Source organism: Akkermansia muciniphila, assembly GCF_900184965.1.
Taxonomy (GTDB): Bacteria; Verrucomicrobiota; Verrucomicrobiia; order Verrucomicrobiales; family Akkermansiaceae; genus Akkermansia; species Akkermansia muciniphila_A.
In genome coordinates, this window is record NZ_FXYA01000213.1 from 186,647 (window position 1) to 205,044 (window position 18,398).

Genomic DNA, 18,398 nt, shown 5'->3' on the forward strand with positions numbered 1-18,398 from the left:
TCCCGGCAGCTTTGTAAAGATTATTATTCTGACTGTCACTGTTTCCGGTATTTCCCCATAACATATTGAACAGGAAATAAAATATCGTCATCTCCCATCTCCCCGTGCGGCTCCTCCCTTCCATGAAGCGGACCGGAAAGCAGCCCGGCAGGAGGACCATTCCGGAAAAAAAATTCGCGGACGCCTCCCATCAAGACGTCATTTTGTAATAAACGGACAACAACGGACGTATTCCGGCAAAGATATGCTTGTAAAATCCCTCTTCATCATCAGCGGTATGGCAGGATGCCTCCTGCCGGGCGCAGGACAGGCGGCGGAAACGCACGCCACTCTGCCATCTCCGGACGGGCAGCTGTCCTGGATGCTCCATGCGGGCGGCCAGGCCGCTCATTCCCTGAAAAAAAGCGGCAAAACGGTTCTGGAACCGTCCGGCCTGGGCATTGTCGTGAATGGAAAAGACCTTGCCGGAGGCGTCACGGGATGGAACGTGGAAAAAGTGAAAAACAACGTTTGCGACACCTTCGAAACGCGCGGCAAATACCCTTCCGCCTCCGTCCGTTTCAATGAATATGTGGTTTCCGGGAACAACTCCTCCCTCCGGCTCCGCGCCCGCGTCTTCAACAACGGGGTCGCCTTCCGCTATGAATGGACGGAAGACGTGAAGAACGCCCCCTCACTGAACATCAGTGAGGAAAAAACTTCCTTCGCCTTTCCGGAAAAAACCGTCCTCTGGACCCAGGACGCGGCCTCAGCCCTAGGCCCCTGCGAGGGAGTCTGGGCCCCTTCCAGAATAACGGATTTCAAAAAAGATCCCGGCAATCCCCGCAGCTACATCCGCACCATGCCGGTTACGGCGGAACTGCCGGGTGGAGGCGTCGCTCTCATACAGGAAGCCGCCAACTTCAACAGGCAATGGAGCGGCATCAAATTCTCCCTTCAGGATGGCGCATGCCGTGCGGTATATTTTCAGGACCCCGGCGGCTTTTCCGCCCCTTCATCCGCGGAAATGCCCTGGCGCGTCATCCTGGTGAATGACGACCTTGACGGGCTGGTCCGGAATGACCTCATCCCTTCCCTGGCTCCGGAACCGGACAGGAACCTTTTTCCGGAAGGCACCAAAGCCTCCTGGATCAGGCCGGGCCGCTCTACCTGGACCTGGTGGGACCGCGGGAACGTCCTGGAAAACGACCAATACGCTTTTGTCGACATGGCTGCCGAATTCGGCTGGGAATACCACCTCGTTGACGAAGGGTGGAAAAAATGGGGGCCATCCCTGCCGGAAAGCATGGGCAAACTGGCCAGGCTGGCCGGCTACGCCGCCGGCAAACATGTAGGCATCTGGGTATGGGTGCGGTGGTCAGACGTCAACAACCCCGCCAACAACTGGGAAAACATGCGCAGCTTTTTCGGCGAGCTCGCCAAAACGGGCATCAAAGGGATCAAGATAGACTTCATGGACTCCGCCTCCCGGGATCGCCTGGCCTTCTACGACGCCGTAGCAGAAAATCTGGCGAAAAACAAGCTCATGGTCAACTTCCACGGGGCCAACACCCCTACGGGGGAAGAACGCTCCTGGCCTCACGAAATGAGCCGGGAAGGCATCTACGGAGGAGAACAGAACATCTGGGGCGCCATAGGCGGACAGCATTACTGTGCGCTGCCCTTCACCCGCCTGGTCTCCGGCCACGCCGATTTCACGGGAGGCTATTTCGGCCACGGCCCCAAGCTGCGCGGCTCATCCTGGGCCCTCCAAATGGCGGCCAACATCATTTACACATCCCCCATTCTCCACTGGGTTTCCAACCCTGCGGACATGGAAGCTGCTTTTCCGAAGGGATCTCCTGAACGGGAAGTTGTCCGGAACATCCCTTCCGTATGGGATGAAACCGTCGTCCTGCCGCCGTCCGCCATCGGGAAATGCGCCGCCTTCGCCCGGCGGTCAGGGAATCAATGGTATATCGCTCTGATGAACGGAGACGACAGGGAGCGCACCATTTCCATTCCTCTGGATTTTCTGGACAAAAACACGGCGTACCGGGCCACTATTCTCCGGGATCTGGCGGAAAAAAATGACGGTTGGAGCGTAGAAACCCGGAAAGCCGCTTCCGGAAATGCTCTTTCCTTCACCATGCGTATCAAAGGCGGAGGGATCGCCCGACTGACTCCTACTGAAAAGTAGTTCCTCCTCCCCGGCAAGCGGCATCCTGCCCCAGGGAGAAAAAGGAGCTCCCCCTTTTTTCTCCTTTTTAAGGGGCGGCGCGGCGGAAAACCATGTTTATCCGCCGTTGCTCCGTCCGCTCCGGAAAAACCGGTAAAGGCGGAACAAAAATCAGGCTTCCCCGCTCTTCCCGTCCGCGCACTCTTCCTTAGTGCTCCACGCCGGAAGCCAGCGCACCTCCCGGAGACGGTATCCGCGTTCCAGAAGCGCGCCATGCAGGCCGGGAAGATGTGCCGCTCCGTAAAAAATGCCTATCCTGCGCACCCCTTTGCCGCTCCAATAGTCAAACACTTCCATGCACTTGGCATTCCGTCCTTCCAGAATCACGGTATCCTCCAAATCATGAGGAGCATTGGCCATCATGCCCATCAGCTTATTCTTCAGCCCCGTTTTATTTCCGGCCAGGAAATCCGCCATCAGCCCCCATTCATCGGCCCGGTTCGCCCCGTTTTTCTCCACCAGAGAGGACAAAACGGATTTAAGCATCAGGCCGGCGATGCTTTCACCCTTCCTGGCCTGCGCCTTGCGGAATTCATCCATCGTCATGTCCGCATGGACGAAATGAGCTGCGGAATAATCAATGCCCTGACGCTGGGTCTGAAGCCCCAGCATGTCGCTCAATTCCTGGTAGGCGCCCCCCAGCAGCCCCATCAGAAAAGATTTTTCTTCCTGCTCGCCTTTCTTCCTCCATTCCACGATCCGGTTCCATTCCCGCGCCTCTTCCAGCGTCAGTCCCCCCAGCGGCTTGCTGCGGTCTATCCTGCGGCGCAACTCCTCCTCCCGCCGGAGCCCCTCCCCGCCAACCATTTCAAAAAGCAGCACGTCGTACCTGCCGAACAACTTGTTCAGCCGGTCGTAATATTCCGGCTCCGCCACATGAATAGCGCCAATAAGAGCTGCTTCCACCCCATTGTCATGGACATAGACAGCTACGGGAGTGGATAGGCTCTGCCGGTCCCGTGAGGAAGAATCCAAAAGCACGTACCGTCCGGGATACCCGCCATATTCCGCCTTCTCCGCAGCGGAAATGTCCTCAGCCGGCGCGGGAGAACACCACCAAAGGGCAGCCAGAAAACAATGCAGCAGTCTCATATATATTCAGCCTAGCAAGGACCATATGAAGGGCAAGCTCAAAAAAGACGGTCTTCCTTTCCGGAACGGAAAGACGGCATGAAAGGGGATGCCCCCTTCTTCAAAACGCCGGACCCGCAGAATTTCCAGGCTCTTTTTCAATGAAAGCCGGCAAATCAAAAATCCCCGCGCCCGAAAACGGGCGCGGGGAATGAAAAAACCATTCTGAACGCCGGGCAGAAAACCATCCGCCCGGCCATAAACGGTTACTTGCCGCAGCAGCACTTGTCGGTCAGGGCTCCCACACCGGGAAGAACCTTGCCTTCCAGCAGTTCCAGGGAAGCGCCGCCGCCCGTGGAACAGAAGGAAAGCTTATCCTGCACCTTGAACTTCTTGGCCGCCGTCACGGAATCGCCGCCGCCTACGATGGAAATGGCGGAGGAATCTGCCAGGGCTTCCGCGACTTCCTTGGTTCCCTTGGCGAAGCAGTCCATTTCAAACACGCCCATCGGGCCGTTCCACAGAACGGTCCTGGCATCCTTGATGATGGCGGAGAACTCTTCAATGGCTTTGTCGCCGATGTCAATGGCCATGCCGCCTTCCGGCACCTTGCCGCCTTCAGCAAAGGGAGCCGTGCAGAAGGTTTCGGCGCCGTCTTCAAACTTCATGGCTACGCGCACGTCTGCGGGAAGCAGGAACTTCACGCCCTTGGCCTTGGCCGTCTCCAGAATTTCCCGGGCCAGATCCAGCTTGTCCCCTTCAATCTTGGAAGCGCCCAGGTCATACCCTTCAGCAGCCAAAAACGTGTTGGCCATGGCGCCGCCAATCAGGAACGTATCAGCCTTCTCCATCAGTTTGGAGAGCACTTCAATCTTGTCGGACACCTTGGCGCCGCCCATAATCACCACAAAGGGCTTTTCCGGGTTTTCCAGCTTGCCTTCCAGATATTCCAGTTCACGTTCAATCAGGAAGCCCATGGCGCTCTTTTCCGCAAAATGCGTCACGCCTTCCGTGGAAGCGTGGGCGCGGTGGGCTGTGCCGAACGCGTCGTTCACGAACAGCGTGGCATTGCCCAGCAGGGACTTGGCGAATTCCGGGTCGTTTTTCTTTTCACCGGGATAAAAACGGACATTTTCCAGCAGGACTACATCGCCGTCTTTCATGGCGGCGCGGGCGGCTTCCGCTTCCGGTCCGATGGCGGCGGGGACGAATTTCACGTCCTTGCCGAGCAATTCGGAAAGGCGGGCGGCAACGGGCTTCAGGGAAAAAGCGGGATCGGGTTCGTTTTTGGGACGGCCCAGATGAGAGGTAAGGACGAGGCGGGCGCCCTGGTCCAGCAGGAACTTGATGGTGGGGAGAGCGGCCACGATGCGGGCGTCATTGGTAATTTCCCCATCCTTGAGAGGGACGTTGAAATCCACGCGCATGAGGACTTCCTTTCCCTTGGCGTCAAGGTCGCGAACAGTAAGTTTAGCCATATCGGTTTATATTGTTTGGTTCAATGAATAAAAAAGGGAGGGCATTTCTGCCCTCCCGGATAAATCCCCGCCCGCCCGGCAAACCCGGCCAGGAAAGCCGGAGAGTTGAAACAGGCGGACGGCAAGACTTGTCGTGCAACTGAAGAGCAAGCGTTGTCCGAGGGGACTTACTTGCCGCAGGAGCAGCCGCAGCCCAGGCTGTCGCCCAGCTTCTTCATGGCCTGGGCGGCGCGGTTGGAGTAACCCCATTCGTTGTCGTACCAGCCGCAGACCTTCACCAGGTTGCCGCCGACCACATACGTGAAGCCGGAGTCAAAGATGCAGGAGTGGGGATCGGAAACGATGTCCTGAAGAACGAGGGCTTCCTCGGAGTAAGCCAGAATACCCTTCAGCGGGCCTTCAGCGGCTTCCTTCATGGCGGCGTTCACTTCTTCCACGGTCACGTCCTTCTTGAGCACGGCCACGAAGTCGGTCAGAGAACCGGTCGGAGTCGGAACGCGGAAGGAAGCGCCGTTCAGGGAACCCTTCAGGTTCGGCATTACTTCACCGATGGCCTTGGCGGCGCCGGTAGTCGTCGGGATGATGTTGATCGCGGCGGCGCGGGCACGGCGGGGATCCTTGTGCGGAAGGTCCAGAATGCGCTGGTCGTTCGTGTAGGAGTGGATCGTGCTCATCATGCCTTTTTCAACGCCGAACTTGTCGTCCAGCACCTTCACCATCGGAGCAAGGCAGTTGGTGGTGCAGGAAGCGTTGGAAACGATGTCGTGCTTGGCGGGATCGTATTCGCTGTCGTTGATGCCCAGAACGAAAGTCAGATCCGGATCCGGGGAGGGGGCGGAAATAAGAACCTTCTTGGCGCCGGCGTCAAGGTGCTTCTTGGCGGCGTCGCGCTTGGTGAACAGGCCGGTGGATTCCAGAACGACGTCTACGCCCAGGTCCTTCCAGGGAAGGTTGGCGGGATCGCGTTCCACAGTAATGAGGATCTTGTGGCCGTCAACGACCAGATAATCACCCTCGATGGAAATTTCACCGTCAAACTTGCCCTGCGTGGAGTCATACTTAAGCAGGTGGGCGATCGTTTCGATAGGAGTCAAGTCATTGATGGCAACAACCTTGTTGCGTTCTTCCTTGGACATGGCGCGCAGTACGTTGCGACCAATGCGTCCAAAACCGTTAATAGCATATTTGGCCATAAGATTGAGGGCTTCAGATTTGATTAATTACTAGTCCCGGACTTATTCAAGTACCATGGACGCTGCAAGTTTAGAAATGTTTCAACCAGCCGTCAACACTATTGTTCCCCCATCATGGCAGTATGCTCCCGAGCTTCCGCAAACAGGGAACGCTCTTTCAGGCGAACATGCTCCCCCATGAAAATCAAAAACTTGCAAACACACACGCCTTATGCAGGAAGCACCTTCAATTCATGGAGCGCAGGGCGGCGCGTATCAGCGCGTCCACATCCGCATCCGGATGCTCCTTCAGGTGGGCGGCAATCGCCTTGCGGGATTCCGTCTGCTTGAACCCGAGCGCAATCAACGCCAATTCCGCGTCCCCGGCGGCCTGGGAAGTAGCGCCCTGGGCCTGGGCCTCCCACGTGGCGGCCAGGCCCACCTTATCTTTCAGCTCCAGAACGATGCGCTCCGCCGTCTTCTTGCCCACTCCCTTGGCCCGCGCAATGCCGGAAACGTCTCCGCCCACAACCGCCTGCTTGAACTGCTCCACGGACAGGGACCCCAAAATGGCAATCGCCGTGGCCGGGCCTATTCCGGAAACGCGCTCAATCAGCAGCAGGAAGATATCCCTCTCCGCATCCGTGGCAAAACCATACAGCACCTGCATATTCTCCCGGACATGCAGGTAGGTCTTCAGCGTCAGCTCCCTGCCGGGAAGGGGATTCAGCCTGTCAAACGTGGACAGGGGAACAATCACTTCATACCCCACCCCATGAACATCCAGGATCAACCGCTGGGGATACGATTCCGCCACCGTGCCGCGCAGAAAAGCTATCATGCCCTTAACGTGACACAATCCGGCCCGCGCGCAAGCCAAAAACGCATCCGCCGGAACTGCTTCCGTCATCTTTTCTGGAGCACATGCAGCCTGACGTGTTCCAGATCCTCCCGGTGGTAAAAGCAGCGCACGCGCAGTCCGCGGGCTGTTTTCATCCGGCACCTGTATTCACGCAACAACCCTTTTTTCACCAGCCTGTAAACATAGCTGCGGACGACTCCCAGCATGCTGACGGCCCCGGCCATATCCATATAACACGGGGGAACGCGGCGGCGCACGGGCTCCCGGCCGGCAAGAACCCGGTCCACATCCAGCCGCCGCCAGTACAGGGCCAGGGAACCCGTGCCCTTGCGGACTACCCGGAAACGGACGCCGTGGCGGTGCAGATACTGGCGCGCGGCGGACGCGCTGCAGCCGAGCCGGGCCGCGACGGCGGACGTCTCCACAAAGGCGCTGCCTGCCTCCGTATAAGGCTGCCCGGACCTGGGGTTCGTTCCGCGGCGGCGGATTTTGACATGCTCAGGGAAGCTCAATTTGGGATTGCTGATATATTCACGCCCTCCCACACCGATAAATGTTTTCTTGAAACGGTATATCATGACTAACGGGTTTTCATATTGGAGTTACGAAGCTTCATGCAGCCGTTCCGCACGAAACTCTAACATATTTTGGAGATTCCAAAAATGCATTGAGTTTAATAATGTTCAACATTTTTCTTTGTTTTTCTGTTTTTTACATTCATACTAAACTCATTTCACCGCAATATATGCCCGGAGACCATACCGGCCAATCATGTGAAAAGGGCCTACGCGCCAATCGGGAAACTTATCCCCCTAAATTTTTTCCGGCTCTTAAGCCTTTCCTCCCAATGAACAAAAGAAACTGGAGAAAAATCTCGCCTCCATCCTTTTTTCAGGCGTTCCTTTCCGATGCCGCAAATCTTCTGGGAACAACTTCTTTCTCCTCCTGATTCCGCCATGCGGCTTCCCCAAAAACGGTTCATTTCCGGCAAAAGGCCTGAAAAAGAGCCATGAAAAGCTCTCCTGCTTTCATTAACCGCTGACGATAAGCACCTTCATCCGCGTTTTTTCCTATATTCCCCCCGCCATGGCAACCGGCCCCAACAAAAAAACCCGGCTTCCTTGCGGAAAGCCGGGTATGAAAAAAATGCCTCAGGGAAGAAGTTTGGCCGGGCGCCCTTCAAAAATCCCGCGCTGGGGAACGAAAATACGGTCATTGGGCTGGATGGGAATCGCCCTGTCCTTAATGGAAAAGTAATCATACGTCACGGTTTTTCCGCCGCGCGTCACCTGCACGTACCGGGAACCCCAGTCCGTGATATCGCCGGCGCCCACAATCGCTTCCAGAAGCGTCATGCCGCGCCGCCATAAAACATTCTTTTTCATCGCCACGCCGCCGCTGACCAGAACGATGTGTTCCGTCAGCCGCGCATCAGAACTCTGCACCTTCACCAGAAACGTAGGAGCCGTGTACAGCTCCGCCTTCTTATAGGCGGCCATCAGCATATCTTCAATCTGGCGCGCCGTTTTGCCTACCACGCGCAGCACATCCTGCCCAGGAGGAAGCTGGGGCATGCGTATCGTCCCGTTCCCGTCCAACAGATATTGTCCGGAAATGGCGGTAGCGTCGTCAGCGGGGATGCCGCGCACCTGGATTTCAATGGTGCCCTGGGGCGGCACGGCATCCGGAGACTGGGCGCAGACCAGCCCCGCCGAACCCAGCATAAGGCAAAGGATGGAACAAATATATTTTCTCATGGAGCAATGGGTTAATACAAATCTTCACTATCATGGGACTGGGTGGCCGCCAGTTCCTTGGCCTTTCCGGAACGTTCCGCCTTCTTCATGGAAGAGGCTTCCGCGTTCTCGCCGGAGGAAGAGCCATCCGTAGAATAGTAGGAATAGTAAGTTGTGTAATACTGATACTGGTGATCAGACGTAATGTCCACATTATTCATCACCACGCCGGCCAGATTGCCGCCCACGGACTCAATTACCTGCTTCTGCCTCAACAGGGCTTTCAGCGGCAGTTTGCGGGGCTGGACAACCATGAGAGTCATGTCCACCTCGCTCACAATGACGGCGGAGTCGCTAACCCCCAGGATGGGAGGGGAATCCACCAGCACAATGTCAAAACGTTGCTTCACTTCCTGAAGCAATTCGTTAAACTTGCGGGAATTCAAGGCGCCCGAAGGATCAAAGGGAGTGGGCCCCGCAGGCATGACATACAGGTTTTCAATGGGCGTCTGAAAAATGACTTCCTCCAGCGGATAATCTTCCAGCAGATAGGAAGTCAACCCCAGCTCATTGTCCAGCTCATAATACCGGTGAAGCTTGGAACGGCGCAGGTCGGCGTCGATCATCAGGGTGGCATATCCCCCCTGGGCGCAGATATAGGCCAGGTTGCACAGAGTGGTGGTCTTCCCTTCCCCGGCGCTGCCGGAAACAAAGGTCAGCGAAATTTCCTCCAGCCCTTTCTTGTTGAATTCGATGTTCGTCCGCAAAATGCGGTAGGCTTCCGCGTCCGGCCCCATGACACCGGAAGAATGCAAAATCGGCACATTCTTGGGAATAATGCCCAGTACGGGAACCTGAAGAGCCCGTTCCACGTCTTCCATGGTCTTCACGGAAGTATCCATGAATTCCAGAAGCAGGGCCAACCCGATGCCCAGCAGCAGCCCGGCGCCCGCTCCCACCGCCAGGTTAATAGTCACATTCGGCTTGTAAGGAGCAACAGGATAGGTCGGCAGCTGATACATTTCAATCGCTTCACGGGGTACGCGCAAACGGGCAATCTCATCCTTGTATCGGGAATCCAGTTCCTTAAGCTGATCCAGCGCAGCGTCATAATCACGGCTGGCCTGTTCATACATGGGCACCTGCAGAACGTGCTTCTGGAGATCTTCCTCTTTTTGGGCAACGGTCGCCTCCCAGTGCTTCCGGCTTGCGGCAACCATTTCCAGCTTGCTCTTCAGGGAAGAACGCAGGCCTATCAATTCCTTGTTCAGCTTATCCCCCAGAATTCTTTCCGTTTCCAGCAATGCCAGCATTTTGGGATGCTTGGGGCCTATATTCTGGGACTTCAGATTTTCCTTTTCCTTGAGCTTGTCGGAAAATTCGGCATAGGTCTTACGGAGAGCATCCGCCCCCACAGTCTCCGCATTCAGCAAATCGGAACTGATTACGTAATCCAGCAACTTGTCGTCGGGCAGACGCTGCAATTCCTGCACATAGGAAGCCAGTTCCTTTTCTCTCCTTTCAAAATCCATGGCCTGCGCTTTGGCGTTCCGGAATTCCTCCTCTTCCATGCCGGCCGTCAGGGTGCTGCGGTGTTCGCCGTTTCTCCAGGACGTAGGCAGGTAGGAACTCTCCGCAATCAGCTTTTTGAGAGCCATCATCTTTTCATTGACGGCATCCTCCTGTTCCCGGAGGACATCCTTCAGACTTTTGATGGCAGTTTCCACCAGGCGGTTCTCGCGCATTTCACGGTCCTGCTTGTACGCCTCAGGCACCGCTTTGGCGATATTCTGCACCAGTTTGGGGTCCGGACCGGACACAATAACGTCCACAAGGTCCGTGGCGCGCACGGGGGCCACCTTGATCATGCCGAACAGATTGGTCGCCGCCATTTCATCCGTCATCCCCCATTCCGCGGCAAGGTTCAGTTTCCTGGATACCACCTTAAGCACTTCGGCGGAAGTCAGCACGGAATACTGCATGGGAATGTAGTTGGCCGTCACATTGGAAGTGGCAACTACGTCCCCCCCTCTGCCGATATCCATCACAGGCTTGGGCAGTTTAATCTGGAACTGGCTGGTCGCCCGGTAGGAGGGCGGCATCAGGAAAGTCACTACCACGGAAATGACCAGCACCAGAAGGAAGACAAGAAAGACTTCCTTCCAGCGATTTTTTAAAACCTGCAAATAGTCAATATTGCGTACGATGCGATCACTGTTCTGCTGATCCTGGGCACTCATGAAATATAGTAAGGCAGTAAGATAAAAACTCCTCTAATTGTGAATGAAAATTCGCAATTAGAGGAGTAAAGGCATTAATGGTCAGTCAAGACTTAGAAGCTGTAATTCATGCCGAAGGAGAACACATTGCGGTTGTAGGAGGGCATCGGGTAGTTATAGCCGCTGTAGGAACCGTTAGTGTAGGAATATTGGGCCGTAAGAGCCAGGGCATTCGTCAGCAGAAGCTTGATACCGGCGGTAGCATTGAAAGTCAGGTTGGACGTGTCGCTATTGCCGATGGAGCTGGGACGCGTATAATCGCTGGCAATCAGGTTCGCTCCGCAATTCAGACTGACGCGGTGCGTCAGCTTCAGCGTGCTGTGTATCCCGAAACGCCACGTTTCATTGGAGTAATAGCTGGCGCCGTTGTAAGGGATATAGGTATTCACCGCTTCGTTGGAATAACGGACGAACGTCCCAAGCATGAAACGGTCGCTCACACGGTGGTTTAAGCCGAATTCCGCAGAAGGATAGGTTTTTGTCCCGTAATTCTCAACATATTTGAATTGCGGACCTACGCGCAGCGTGGCGGAGGTATTTTCACTCACCGCGTATTCAGCGCCGGCCATGACGAAGTTGGAAAATTCGTTGTTGCCGTATTCGCGATTACAGTAGGAACCGTTCCAGCCCAGGGAAATAGCCAGGCGTTCCGTCCACTTGTACCGGTTGGTGAAATTCATGCCGACATAATCGCGGTTATCCGTCTTGGCGGAGTCTTCCTGATAGTCGATCATGGAGAAATTGGCGCCCAGCGTTGTGGAATAACGGGAAGTCCACGCCTTGCTCACGGAACTGGAGACATATACGTAAATGTAGTCGCCATCCCGGCGGGCATTGGCAATACCGTTGGAATAGTTGGGTTCCGGCTGCCACGCGAAGGAGACGGCGCCGTTATAGCGCAACGTCTGGTCAAAACTATGGGAAAGTTTGGCGGACAGCGTGGAATTGGAAAGGGCTTCATTTGTTCCTCCATCAAGATCCTTCAGGTAAAAAATACCCCCGAGCTTGGCGGAGAAAGAATACTGGGTCACGGCATCGTAGTTGGCCAGGGAAGCGCCGATGTCCGTGCTGATGAACGCGGATTCCTGCTGTTTGTAATTGGAGGCGTTGACATTATCGTCATACCCTCCCGCCAGATTGAAAGACCACTTAAGAGGAAGGGACTCCTCCAGGCCAACCGGACCTGCCAGCGTGTACAGAGACTGCCCGTTGGCATGAACGGCAAACATGCCGGCGCCCACCAGGGAGAGATAAAAAAGGCTCTTCATGTTATTTGCTAAATAAGAATCAGGTTAATTGCCGGCAGGATTGGATACGGGCGCAGGGCCGAAGGGCGTACCGCCTATAGGAAGACCGCCCGGAAGAACCAGAGAGCCTCCGGGAACATCTTCATTAGGTTTTACCAAGCCGCGTTCCTGAGCCGTTACCCCTGTGAGGGGATTATCGGGAGTCTGCTCCGCCACGCCCACAGCAATGGAAGGAACAGCAGCGGCTACCGGAGAATTGCCCAAAGCTTTTTCAACCGCTTCCGAAATAGGAGCCACAGACACATACGGGTGGGGCTGGGAGGAAACGGCGGAAGCAATCACATTGCGCACCTGTTCTTCCTTCACGTCCGGCCCATAACTCCGAACGGCGGCGGAAGCGACGGCAGGAGCATTGGACGGGAAAGCGCCCGCAGCCATAGACACCATAGTCCCCATCACATGATCAGACACGCCGGCCTTGGCAGCTTCATTCAAAACTCCGGACACAACCTTCATATCCAGAGCGCCAGCTTTCAGGCCAGCCTGAACAATATCCGCCATTTTCTTCATAAAAGCCTTTTCAACAGCGGAGGCTTTAACCGAATCAGCAGCCGGAGCGACTGCCGGAGAAGCAGTTTGCTGAGCTATACCGGGAAGAGCGCCCGCAAACGCAAGCGCCAGCGCACTAAGCGCCGCCTTTGTCATAAACCTGGCTTTCATAAAGGAAGTATTTAGCAGGTGAATTTAATAAAAAGATGGAGCGGGTAACGGGAATCGAACCCGTATAATCAGCTTGGAAGGCTGGAGCTTTACCATTAAGCTATACCCGCGCAACGGACGTATTATGTTCAAATCACGGAATAAGACAAGTTTTTTTTCATTACTGCGTTAAAATAACAAAAAAGAGGACACGTTTTTTCTGTGGTCTTGACATCCGGGCCTTCTGCCGCTAAATAGGCATCCGCATTTCATGCGGGCGTCGTTCAATGGTAGGACGCGAGCTTCCCAAGCTTGAGACGTGGGTTCGATTCCCATCGCCCGTACCAGTTTTATACCGCAAGTTATTCTTTATCAAGACTTGCGGTTTTTTGTTCCTTTGGAACGGCAACATACATGGCAACGCCTGGAAACAGATTTTCAAGACATTGCGCCCACAGGCAGAAAACATGCTCTATCTGCAAAGAAGCCTTTTTTCATATGAATAAAAAAGGCACGGCCGCCGCTCCCCATACGGGAACAGCCCAGGCAAAACGTCCGCGCCGGAAGCATTCGCCGCCGGCACGGCCGTGAATGACAGGGAGACGCTACCGTCCAAGAACAAATTTCCTCTGGATTTTAGCAAGAAGAAGCGCTTTGCGGATCATCGTCCGGGTTTCATTAAGAAGGTTGAGATAGAGAAGCGTCCGTCGCATATCGGAAGCATCTTCCGGACGCAGAATAATCTGCTGTTTGACGGCATCCGCAAATTCTTCATCCAGAGCGTCCATGCCTGCCAGGCATTCGTCCAGCCCGGTATAGTCATTGCTTTCCATCATTTCCCGGAAACGGGGGTAGAGGGAGGAAACACGGCTGTTCATTCCCCGCAGAAGCTCTATCCTTTCCAAATCCAGACCTTCATGGTTGTTGTCGATATAGGCATGGCTGGCCGCAGTAATATTGGAGAGGGATTCAAAAACGGAAGCAGCGTATTCTACCATCTGCACATAGCGCTTGCCGCGGTCGGCTTTCTTGTCCGGGAGTTCACGGACGACGGGCATGACTTCCATCGCCATTTTATCGCTCAGGGAACGGCGGATGCCGCGCGCTTCTTTCCGGAGTTTTTTCAGACGCTTACGATCCTCCACGTTCAGGGCCTCCAGATTCATTTCATAGATTTCCGCCATGCGCTTCATCAGCTCGATAATTTCCTCATTGCAGCGCGCGGCGGCGGCCGGATCCCGGTAATCGGCGGTCTGCGCCTGGGACGCAGCCCGGATTCTTTGGCGATGGAGCCTGGAACTTTTCAGAAGCAGGAAAGCCGCCAGAGAACATATGGCGATGATGCCGAAGAGGCCGCCATACAGGATGCAGGCCGCTACAATGAAGCATATGGAAAATGCGGCAAAGGCCGTGAAGAACCACCCTGAAATCACCGTAATCACCCCGGTGATGCGATACACGGCGCTGTCCCGCCCCCAGGCCTTGTCCGCCAGGGAGGAACCCATCGCCACCATGAACGTCACATACGTGGTGGAAAGCGGAAGCCGAAGGGACGTGGCCAGAGAAATCAGCAGGGCAGCCACCGTCAAATTCACGGAAGCGCGAATGAGGTCGAAAGAAGCGCCGTTATCCGGCCCTTCCGGCACAGGCCGGAAGCGTTTTTCAATAAATTTCCCAACGCAGGCGGGCATGATTTTTTCCACGGCGCGGGAAGCATTCAGGGCATAGCGTACCGCCATGCGGGCCGGAGGGACGGAGCCGAACCGCTCTACTCCCCCGCCCTGCCTCGCCAGATTGACTTCCGTATCCGTAACGGTTTGCGCCTTTTTGGAGAACATGAGAGCCAGCACCATGATGACGCCCGCACCCAGCAGGTAACGCCAATCCGCCGTGACGGGGGCCATCAGACCGTCCATGGACAGAGTGGAAAGGTCCGCCCCCTGCGCTGCGGCGGCAGCCGCAATTTCCATGGAAGACTGCCCCGCCATGAAAACGCCGATGAAATTGACCAGGTCATTCCCGGCAAAGGAAAGGGCCAGCGCCATGGTGCCCGCGAGAACGGATACTTTCAGGATGTTGATTTTGCAAAAATACTGGAGCACGGCCATCAGGACGGTCCAGAATGCCAGGCTGCAGCCAACGTACAGCCAGATATGGGCGTCCAGGTGGCGAAGCATCTCCTTGGTGACCAGCGTGCTTCCCTTCAGCCCCTTGAAAATGGCAAAGTAAGTGATAGCCGTCAGGGCCGCGCCGCACCAGACGGCTCCCAGATAGTTGAAGGACTTTTGATAGTTGAAGGAGAAAATGAGGCGGGAAATCCACATAACCGTTATCCCGCAGATGAAAGCAATAAAAACGGAGGAAAAAATGCCGGAGATGATTGCCAGAGCTTTGGAGGAATTAATGTAGCCGGACAATTCCTGCGCAACACCCGGTTCCCCGGACCAGATTTTAAAGAGGGCCGCAGCCACGGCGCCGCCCAGAAGTTCAAAAACAATGGAAACCGTGGTGGAAGTGGGAAGGCCGAACGTGTTGAAAACGTCCAGCAGGATGACATCCGTCAACATGACCGCCAGGAAGATCAGCATGATGTCATGGAAAGAAAACCGGGCCGGCATGAATACGCCGCTTCTGGCTATTTCCATCATGCCGCTGGAGAACAACGAGCCGATGATGATGCCCACAGCGGCCACCAGCACAATTGTCCTGCGCGGAGCGGCCTTGGAACCGACGGCGGAGTTCAGAAAGTTGGCGGCGTCATTGGAAACTCCGACAACGAGGTCGAAGCAGGATAACGCCAGTATCAATCCTATGATCAAGTAATAGATTGGGTCCATATGCGTAATAAACGCCCCTTTATTACAGGAGGACGCTTCCGCACGCCCGTTTTAAAACGTGAACATTTCGTTACATTTTCCACACACTTCCCCGGCCTCAAAAAAAGAGGAGAGCGGACTCATCCGCTCTCCCTCCGCTTTCTTCAAATGAACAAAAATCCTAACGGTCTATATGGAGGATATTTCCGTCAGGGGCAATCAGCACATCATAATCATCACGGCTGTCCTCCACTTCCACCTTGTAACGGACAAGTTCTCCTTCAGTAATTTTTTTCGCTTCCTTAATCCGGCACCCCGGATAACGCTTCAAAACGGACGAACGAACGGCTTCCGGAAGAGAGGAAACAGCCATTTCTTCCTTAATCCGCACAATTTTCCCATCAGGGGCAATCTTCACGTCAAACTGGAATCCGTTAATTTTGAATTCGGCTTCGTAAATCTTTTTCAAGCCATGCATTTCAGAGTCCCATTCAATGAAACCGGCGTTCGGATAAGCCCCCTTGATACTGGAAACGGCGGCAGCCGGAACGGAAGACTCCGGGATATCGGCCAGGGCGGAAGGCATGACCAATGCCGCGGCCGCAAACAATATATTCTTATGTAACTTCGTCATGTAATGATTAGACAGATATTTCCTCTCATCATTCAATATTCTTCCATTCCCCGGACATTCTGCGCAGCCTCTTTCCTGAAACCGTCTCCTGATGAAGCAATATAAAAAAGGCTCCCCGGAAAACCGGGGAGCCTTGAAGCCGATTGCCTTGTTTCAAAGAAACGGACGGGGCTTACATCATGCCCATGCCGCCCATTCCTCCCATGCCGCCCATGTCGGAAGCTCCGGAGCCGCAGCCGCAGCTCTTCTTCTCGGGCTTGTCGGCGATGACGCATTCCGTGGTAAGCAGCAGACCGGCGATGGAAGCCGCATTCTGCAGAGCGGAACGGGTCACCTTGGTCGGATCCACCACGCCGGCGGCAAGCAGGTCTTCATACTTGTCCGTGGCCACGTTGTAACCTTCGGCAGTATTCTTCATGCCTTTCACGTTGGCGACGATGAGGGCTCCTTCACGGCCGGCATTGCAGGCCAGCTGGCGGAGCGGAGCTTCCACAGCGCGATAAACGATCTGGGCGCCCGTTGCTTCATCACCTTCCAGTTTGAGGGTGTCAATGGCCTTCTGGGCGCGAATCAGCGCCACGCCGCCGCCGGGAACAATGCCTTCTTCCACCGCAGCGCGGGTAGCGTGCAGGGCGTCGTCCACACGAGCCTTCTTTTCCTTCATTTCCGTTTCCGTCGCAGCGCCCACATGAATGACGGCCACGCCGCCGGCCAGCTTGGCCAGGCGTTCCTGGAGTTTTTCGCGGTCGTAGTCGGACGTGGTGTCCTTGATCTGGCGGCGAATCTGGGAAATGCGGGCTTCAATGTCGGAAGATTTTCCGGAACCTTCCACGATAACGGTTTCATCCTTGGAAACAACCACGCGCTTGGCCTGGCCGAGGTCTTCAATGCCCACGTTTTCCAGCTTGATGCCCAGGTCTTCCGTGATGCACTTGCCGCCGGTAAGGATGGCGATGTCTTCCATCATGGCCTTGCGGCGGTCGCCGAAGCCGGGAGCCTTGACCGCGCAGATGTTCAGCACGCCGCGCAGACGGTTGACCACCAGGGTGGCGAGAGCTTCGCCTTCAATGTCTTCCGCGATTACCAGGAAGGGACGTCCGCTCTTGGCCACTTTTTCGAGAAGCGGAAGGAAGTCCTTCAGGTTGTTGATTTTCTTTTCGTGGATGAGGATGTAGGGGTTTTCCAGCACCGCTTCCATCGTTTCCGCGTTAGTCACGAAGTAGGGGGACAGGTATCCCTTGTCAAACTGCATGCCTTCCACCACGTCCAACGTGGTTTCAATGCCCTTGGCTTCTTCCACGGTGATGGTGCCGTCCTTGCCCACCTTGTCCATGGCTTCCGCGATGATGTTGCCGATTTCAGCGTCCCAGTTGGCGGAGACGGTAGCGACCTGGGCCACTTCCTTGCTGGAGTCAACAGGCTTGCTGATTTTCTTGAGTTCTTCCACAACGGAATCCGCAGCCTTCATGATGCCCCTCTGGAGGGAGATGGGGTTGGCTCCGGCAGTGACGTTGCGCAGACCTTCGCGGTAAATGCTTTCAGCCAGCACGGTAGCGGTAGTGGTGCCGTCCCCGGCCACATCATTGGTTTTGGAAGAGACTTCCCGGACAAGCTGAGCGCCCATGTTTTCAAACGGGTCTTCCAGTTCAATTTCCTTGGCCACGGTTACGCCGTCCTTGGTGATGAGGGGGGACCCGAATTTCTTGTCGATCACTACGTTGCGGCCGGCAGGGCCCAGCGTGCTCTTGACAGCCTTGGCAATCTGTTCCACGCCGCGGAGCAGAGCCTGGCGGGCGGTTTCGTCAAATTGGATTTGTTTAGCCATAATATTAATATTTAAAATGATGTTGAGTGTGTGTGCGGTGCCGTTTAGCCGATGATGGCCAGAATATCATTTTCAGACAGGATAAGGTAGTCTTCTCCGTCCAGTTTGATTTCCGTGCCGCCGTACTTGGAAATAAGCACGCGGTCTCCGGGCTTCACGGTGAATTCAATCAGGGCGCCTTTTTCATCGCGGCCGCCGGTGCCTACGGAGATCACTTCGGCTTCCTGGGGTTTTTCCTTGGCGGTGTCCGGCAGGAACAGGCCGCCGGCCGTCTTGGTTTCAGCTTCAATGCGCTTGACCAGCACACGTTGTCCTAGGGGTTTGATGTTTGCCATAGTATGTTGTTTTGATGTTGTTGTAG

The 18,398-nt window shown here is 55.3% G+C and carries 14 protein-coding genes and 2 tRNA genes; 2 read left to right on the forward strand and 14 right to left on the reverse strand.

The features are described 5' to 3' along the window. Positions 1–244 precede the first annotated feature (244 nt). Positions 245–2,179: a glycoside hydrolase family 97 protein gene (locus tag CI070_RS09660; RefSeq protein WP_094135358.1), complete on the forward strand. Its 1,935-nt coding sequence runs from the start codon at positions 245–247 to the stop codon at positions 2,177–2,179. A gap of 150 nt (positions 2,180–2,329) precedes the next feature. On the opposite strand, the gene CI070_RS09665 is transcribed toward CI070_RS09660, so the two are convergent. The 10 genes from CI070_RS09665 to CI070_RS09720 form a co-directional block, all read right to left on the reverse strand. Next, on the reverse strand, positions 2,330–3,310 hold the full coding sequence (locus CI070_RS09665; protein WP_094135359.1) for a hypothetical protein: 981 nt from the start codon (positions 3,308–3,310) through the stop codon (positions 2,330–2,332). 245 nt (positions 3,311–3,555) lie between these two features. After that, positions 3,556–4,767, reverse strand: coding sequence for a phosphoglycerate kinase (locus tag CI070_RS09675; RefSeq protein ID WP_094135361.1), 1,212 nt, complete (start codon positions 4,765–4,767; stop codon positions 3,556–3,558). A gap of 167 nt (positions 4,768–4,934) precedes the next feature. Next, complete coding sequence (gene gap / locus CI070_RS09680) at positions 4,935–5,960, reverse strand: type I glyceraldehyde-3-phosphate dehydrogenase (protein WP_012420455.1); 1,026 nt, start codon at positions 5,958–5,960, stop codon at positions 4,935–4,937. A gap of 226 nt (positions 5,961–6,186) precedes the next feature. Beyond that, on the reverse strand, positions 6,187–6,780 hold the full coding sequence (gene ruvA, locus CI070_RS09685) for a Holliday junction branch migration protein RuvA (protein ID WP_094135403.1): 594 nt from the start codon (positions 6,778–6,780) through the stop codon (positions 6,187–6,189). A 65-nt stretch (positions 6,781–6,845) separates the two neighbouring features. Next, positions 6,846–7,379, reverse strand: a complete 534-nt coding sequence (locus CI070_RS09690) for a hypothetical protein (protein WP_094135362.1) — start codon at positions 7,377–7,379, stop codon at positions 6,846–6,848. 573 nt (positions 7,380–7,952) lie between these two features. Beyond that, positions 7,953–8,558 carry a polysaccharide biosynthesis/export family protein gene (locus CI070_RS09700; protein WP_094135364.1) on the reverse strand — a complete coding sequence of 202 codons (606 nt, stop codon included), beginning with the start codon at positions 8,556–8,558 and terminating at the stop codon, positions 7,953–7,955. Between the two features lie 11 nt (positions 8,559–8,569). After that, positions 8,570–10,777 (reverse strand): polysaccharide biosynthesis tyrosine autokinase, encoded by a 2,208-nt coding sequence (locus tag CI070_RS09705; protein ID WP_094135365.1) that lies wholly within the window; start codon positions 10,775–10,777, stop codon positions 8,570–8,572. Positions 10,778–10,869: 92 nt separating this feature from the next. Then, entirely contained in the window at positions 10,870–12,084 is a 1,215-nt protein-coding gene (locus CI070_RS09710) for a hypothetical protein (RefSeq protein ID WP_094135366.1), read from the reverse strand. A 24-nt stretch (positions 12,085–12,108) separates the two neighbouring features. Further along, the gene (locus CI070_RS09715; protein WP_143247162.1) at positions 12,109–12,783 is read right to left on the reverse strand and encodes a hypothetical protein; all 675 of its coding nucleotides are present in this window, start codon (positions 12,781–12,783) and stop codon (positions 12,109–12,111) included. Positions 12,784–12,819: 36 nt separating this feature from the next. After that, positions 12,820–12,893 (reverse strand) — tRNA-Gly (locus tag CI070_RS09720). A gap of 142 nt (positions 12,894–13,035) precedes the next feature. On the opposite strand from CI070_RS09720, the gene CI070_RS09725 reads away from it, so the two are divergent. After that, a tRNA-Gly gene (locus CI070_RS09725) sits at positions 13,036–13,109 on the forward strand. A gap of 258 nt (positions 13,110–13,367) precedes the next feature. Here CI070_RS09725 and CI070_RS09730 read toward each other — a convergent pair. From CI070_RS09730 to groES, 4 genes are all read right to left on the reverse strand, one after another. Then, positions 13,368–15,599, reverse strand: coding sequence for an inorganic phosphate transporter (locus tag CI070_RS09730; protein ID WP_094135368.1), 2,232 nt, complete (start codon positions 15,597–15,599; stop codon positions 13,368–13,370). 160 nt (positions 15,600–15,759) lie between these two features. Then, positions 15,760–16,212: a PepSY-like domain-containing protein gene (locus CI070_RS09735; protein WP_094135369.1), complete on the reverse strand. Its 453-nt coding sequence runs from the start codon at positions 16,210–16,212 to the stop codon at positions 15,760–15,762. A gap of 172 nt (positions 16,213–16,384) precedes the next feature. Further along, the gene (gene groL, locus CI070_RS09740; protein ID WP_094135370.1) at positions 16,385–18,040 is read right to left on the reverse strand and encodes a chaperonin GroEL; all 1,656 of its coding nucleotides are present in this window, start codon (positions 18,038–18,040) and stop codon (positions 16,385–16,387) included. Positions 18,041–18,081: 41 nt separating this feature from the next. After that, the gene (gene groES, locus CI070_RS09745) at positions 18,082–18,372 is read right to left on the reverse strand and encodes a co-chaperone GroES (RefSeq protein WP_012420445.1); all 291 of its coding nucleotides are present in this window, start codon (positions 18,370–18,372) and stop codon (positions 18,082–18,084) included. Positions 18,373–18,398: the final 26 nt, after the last annotated feature.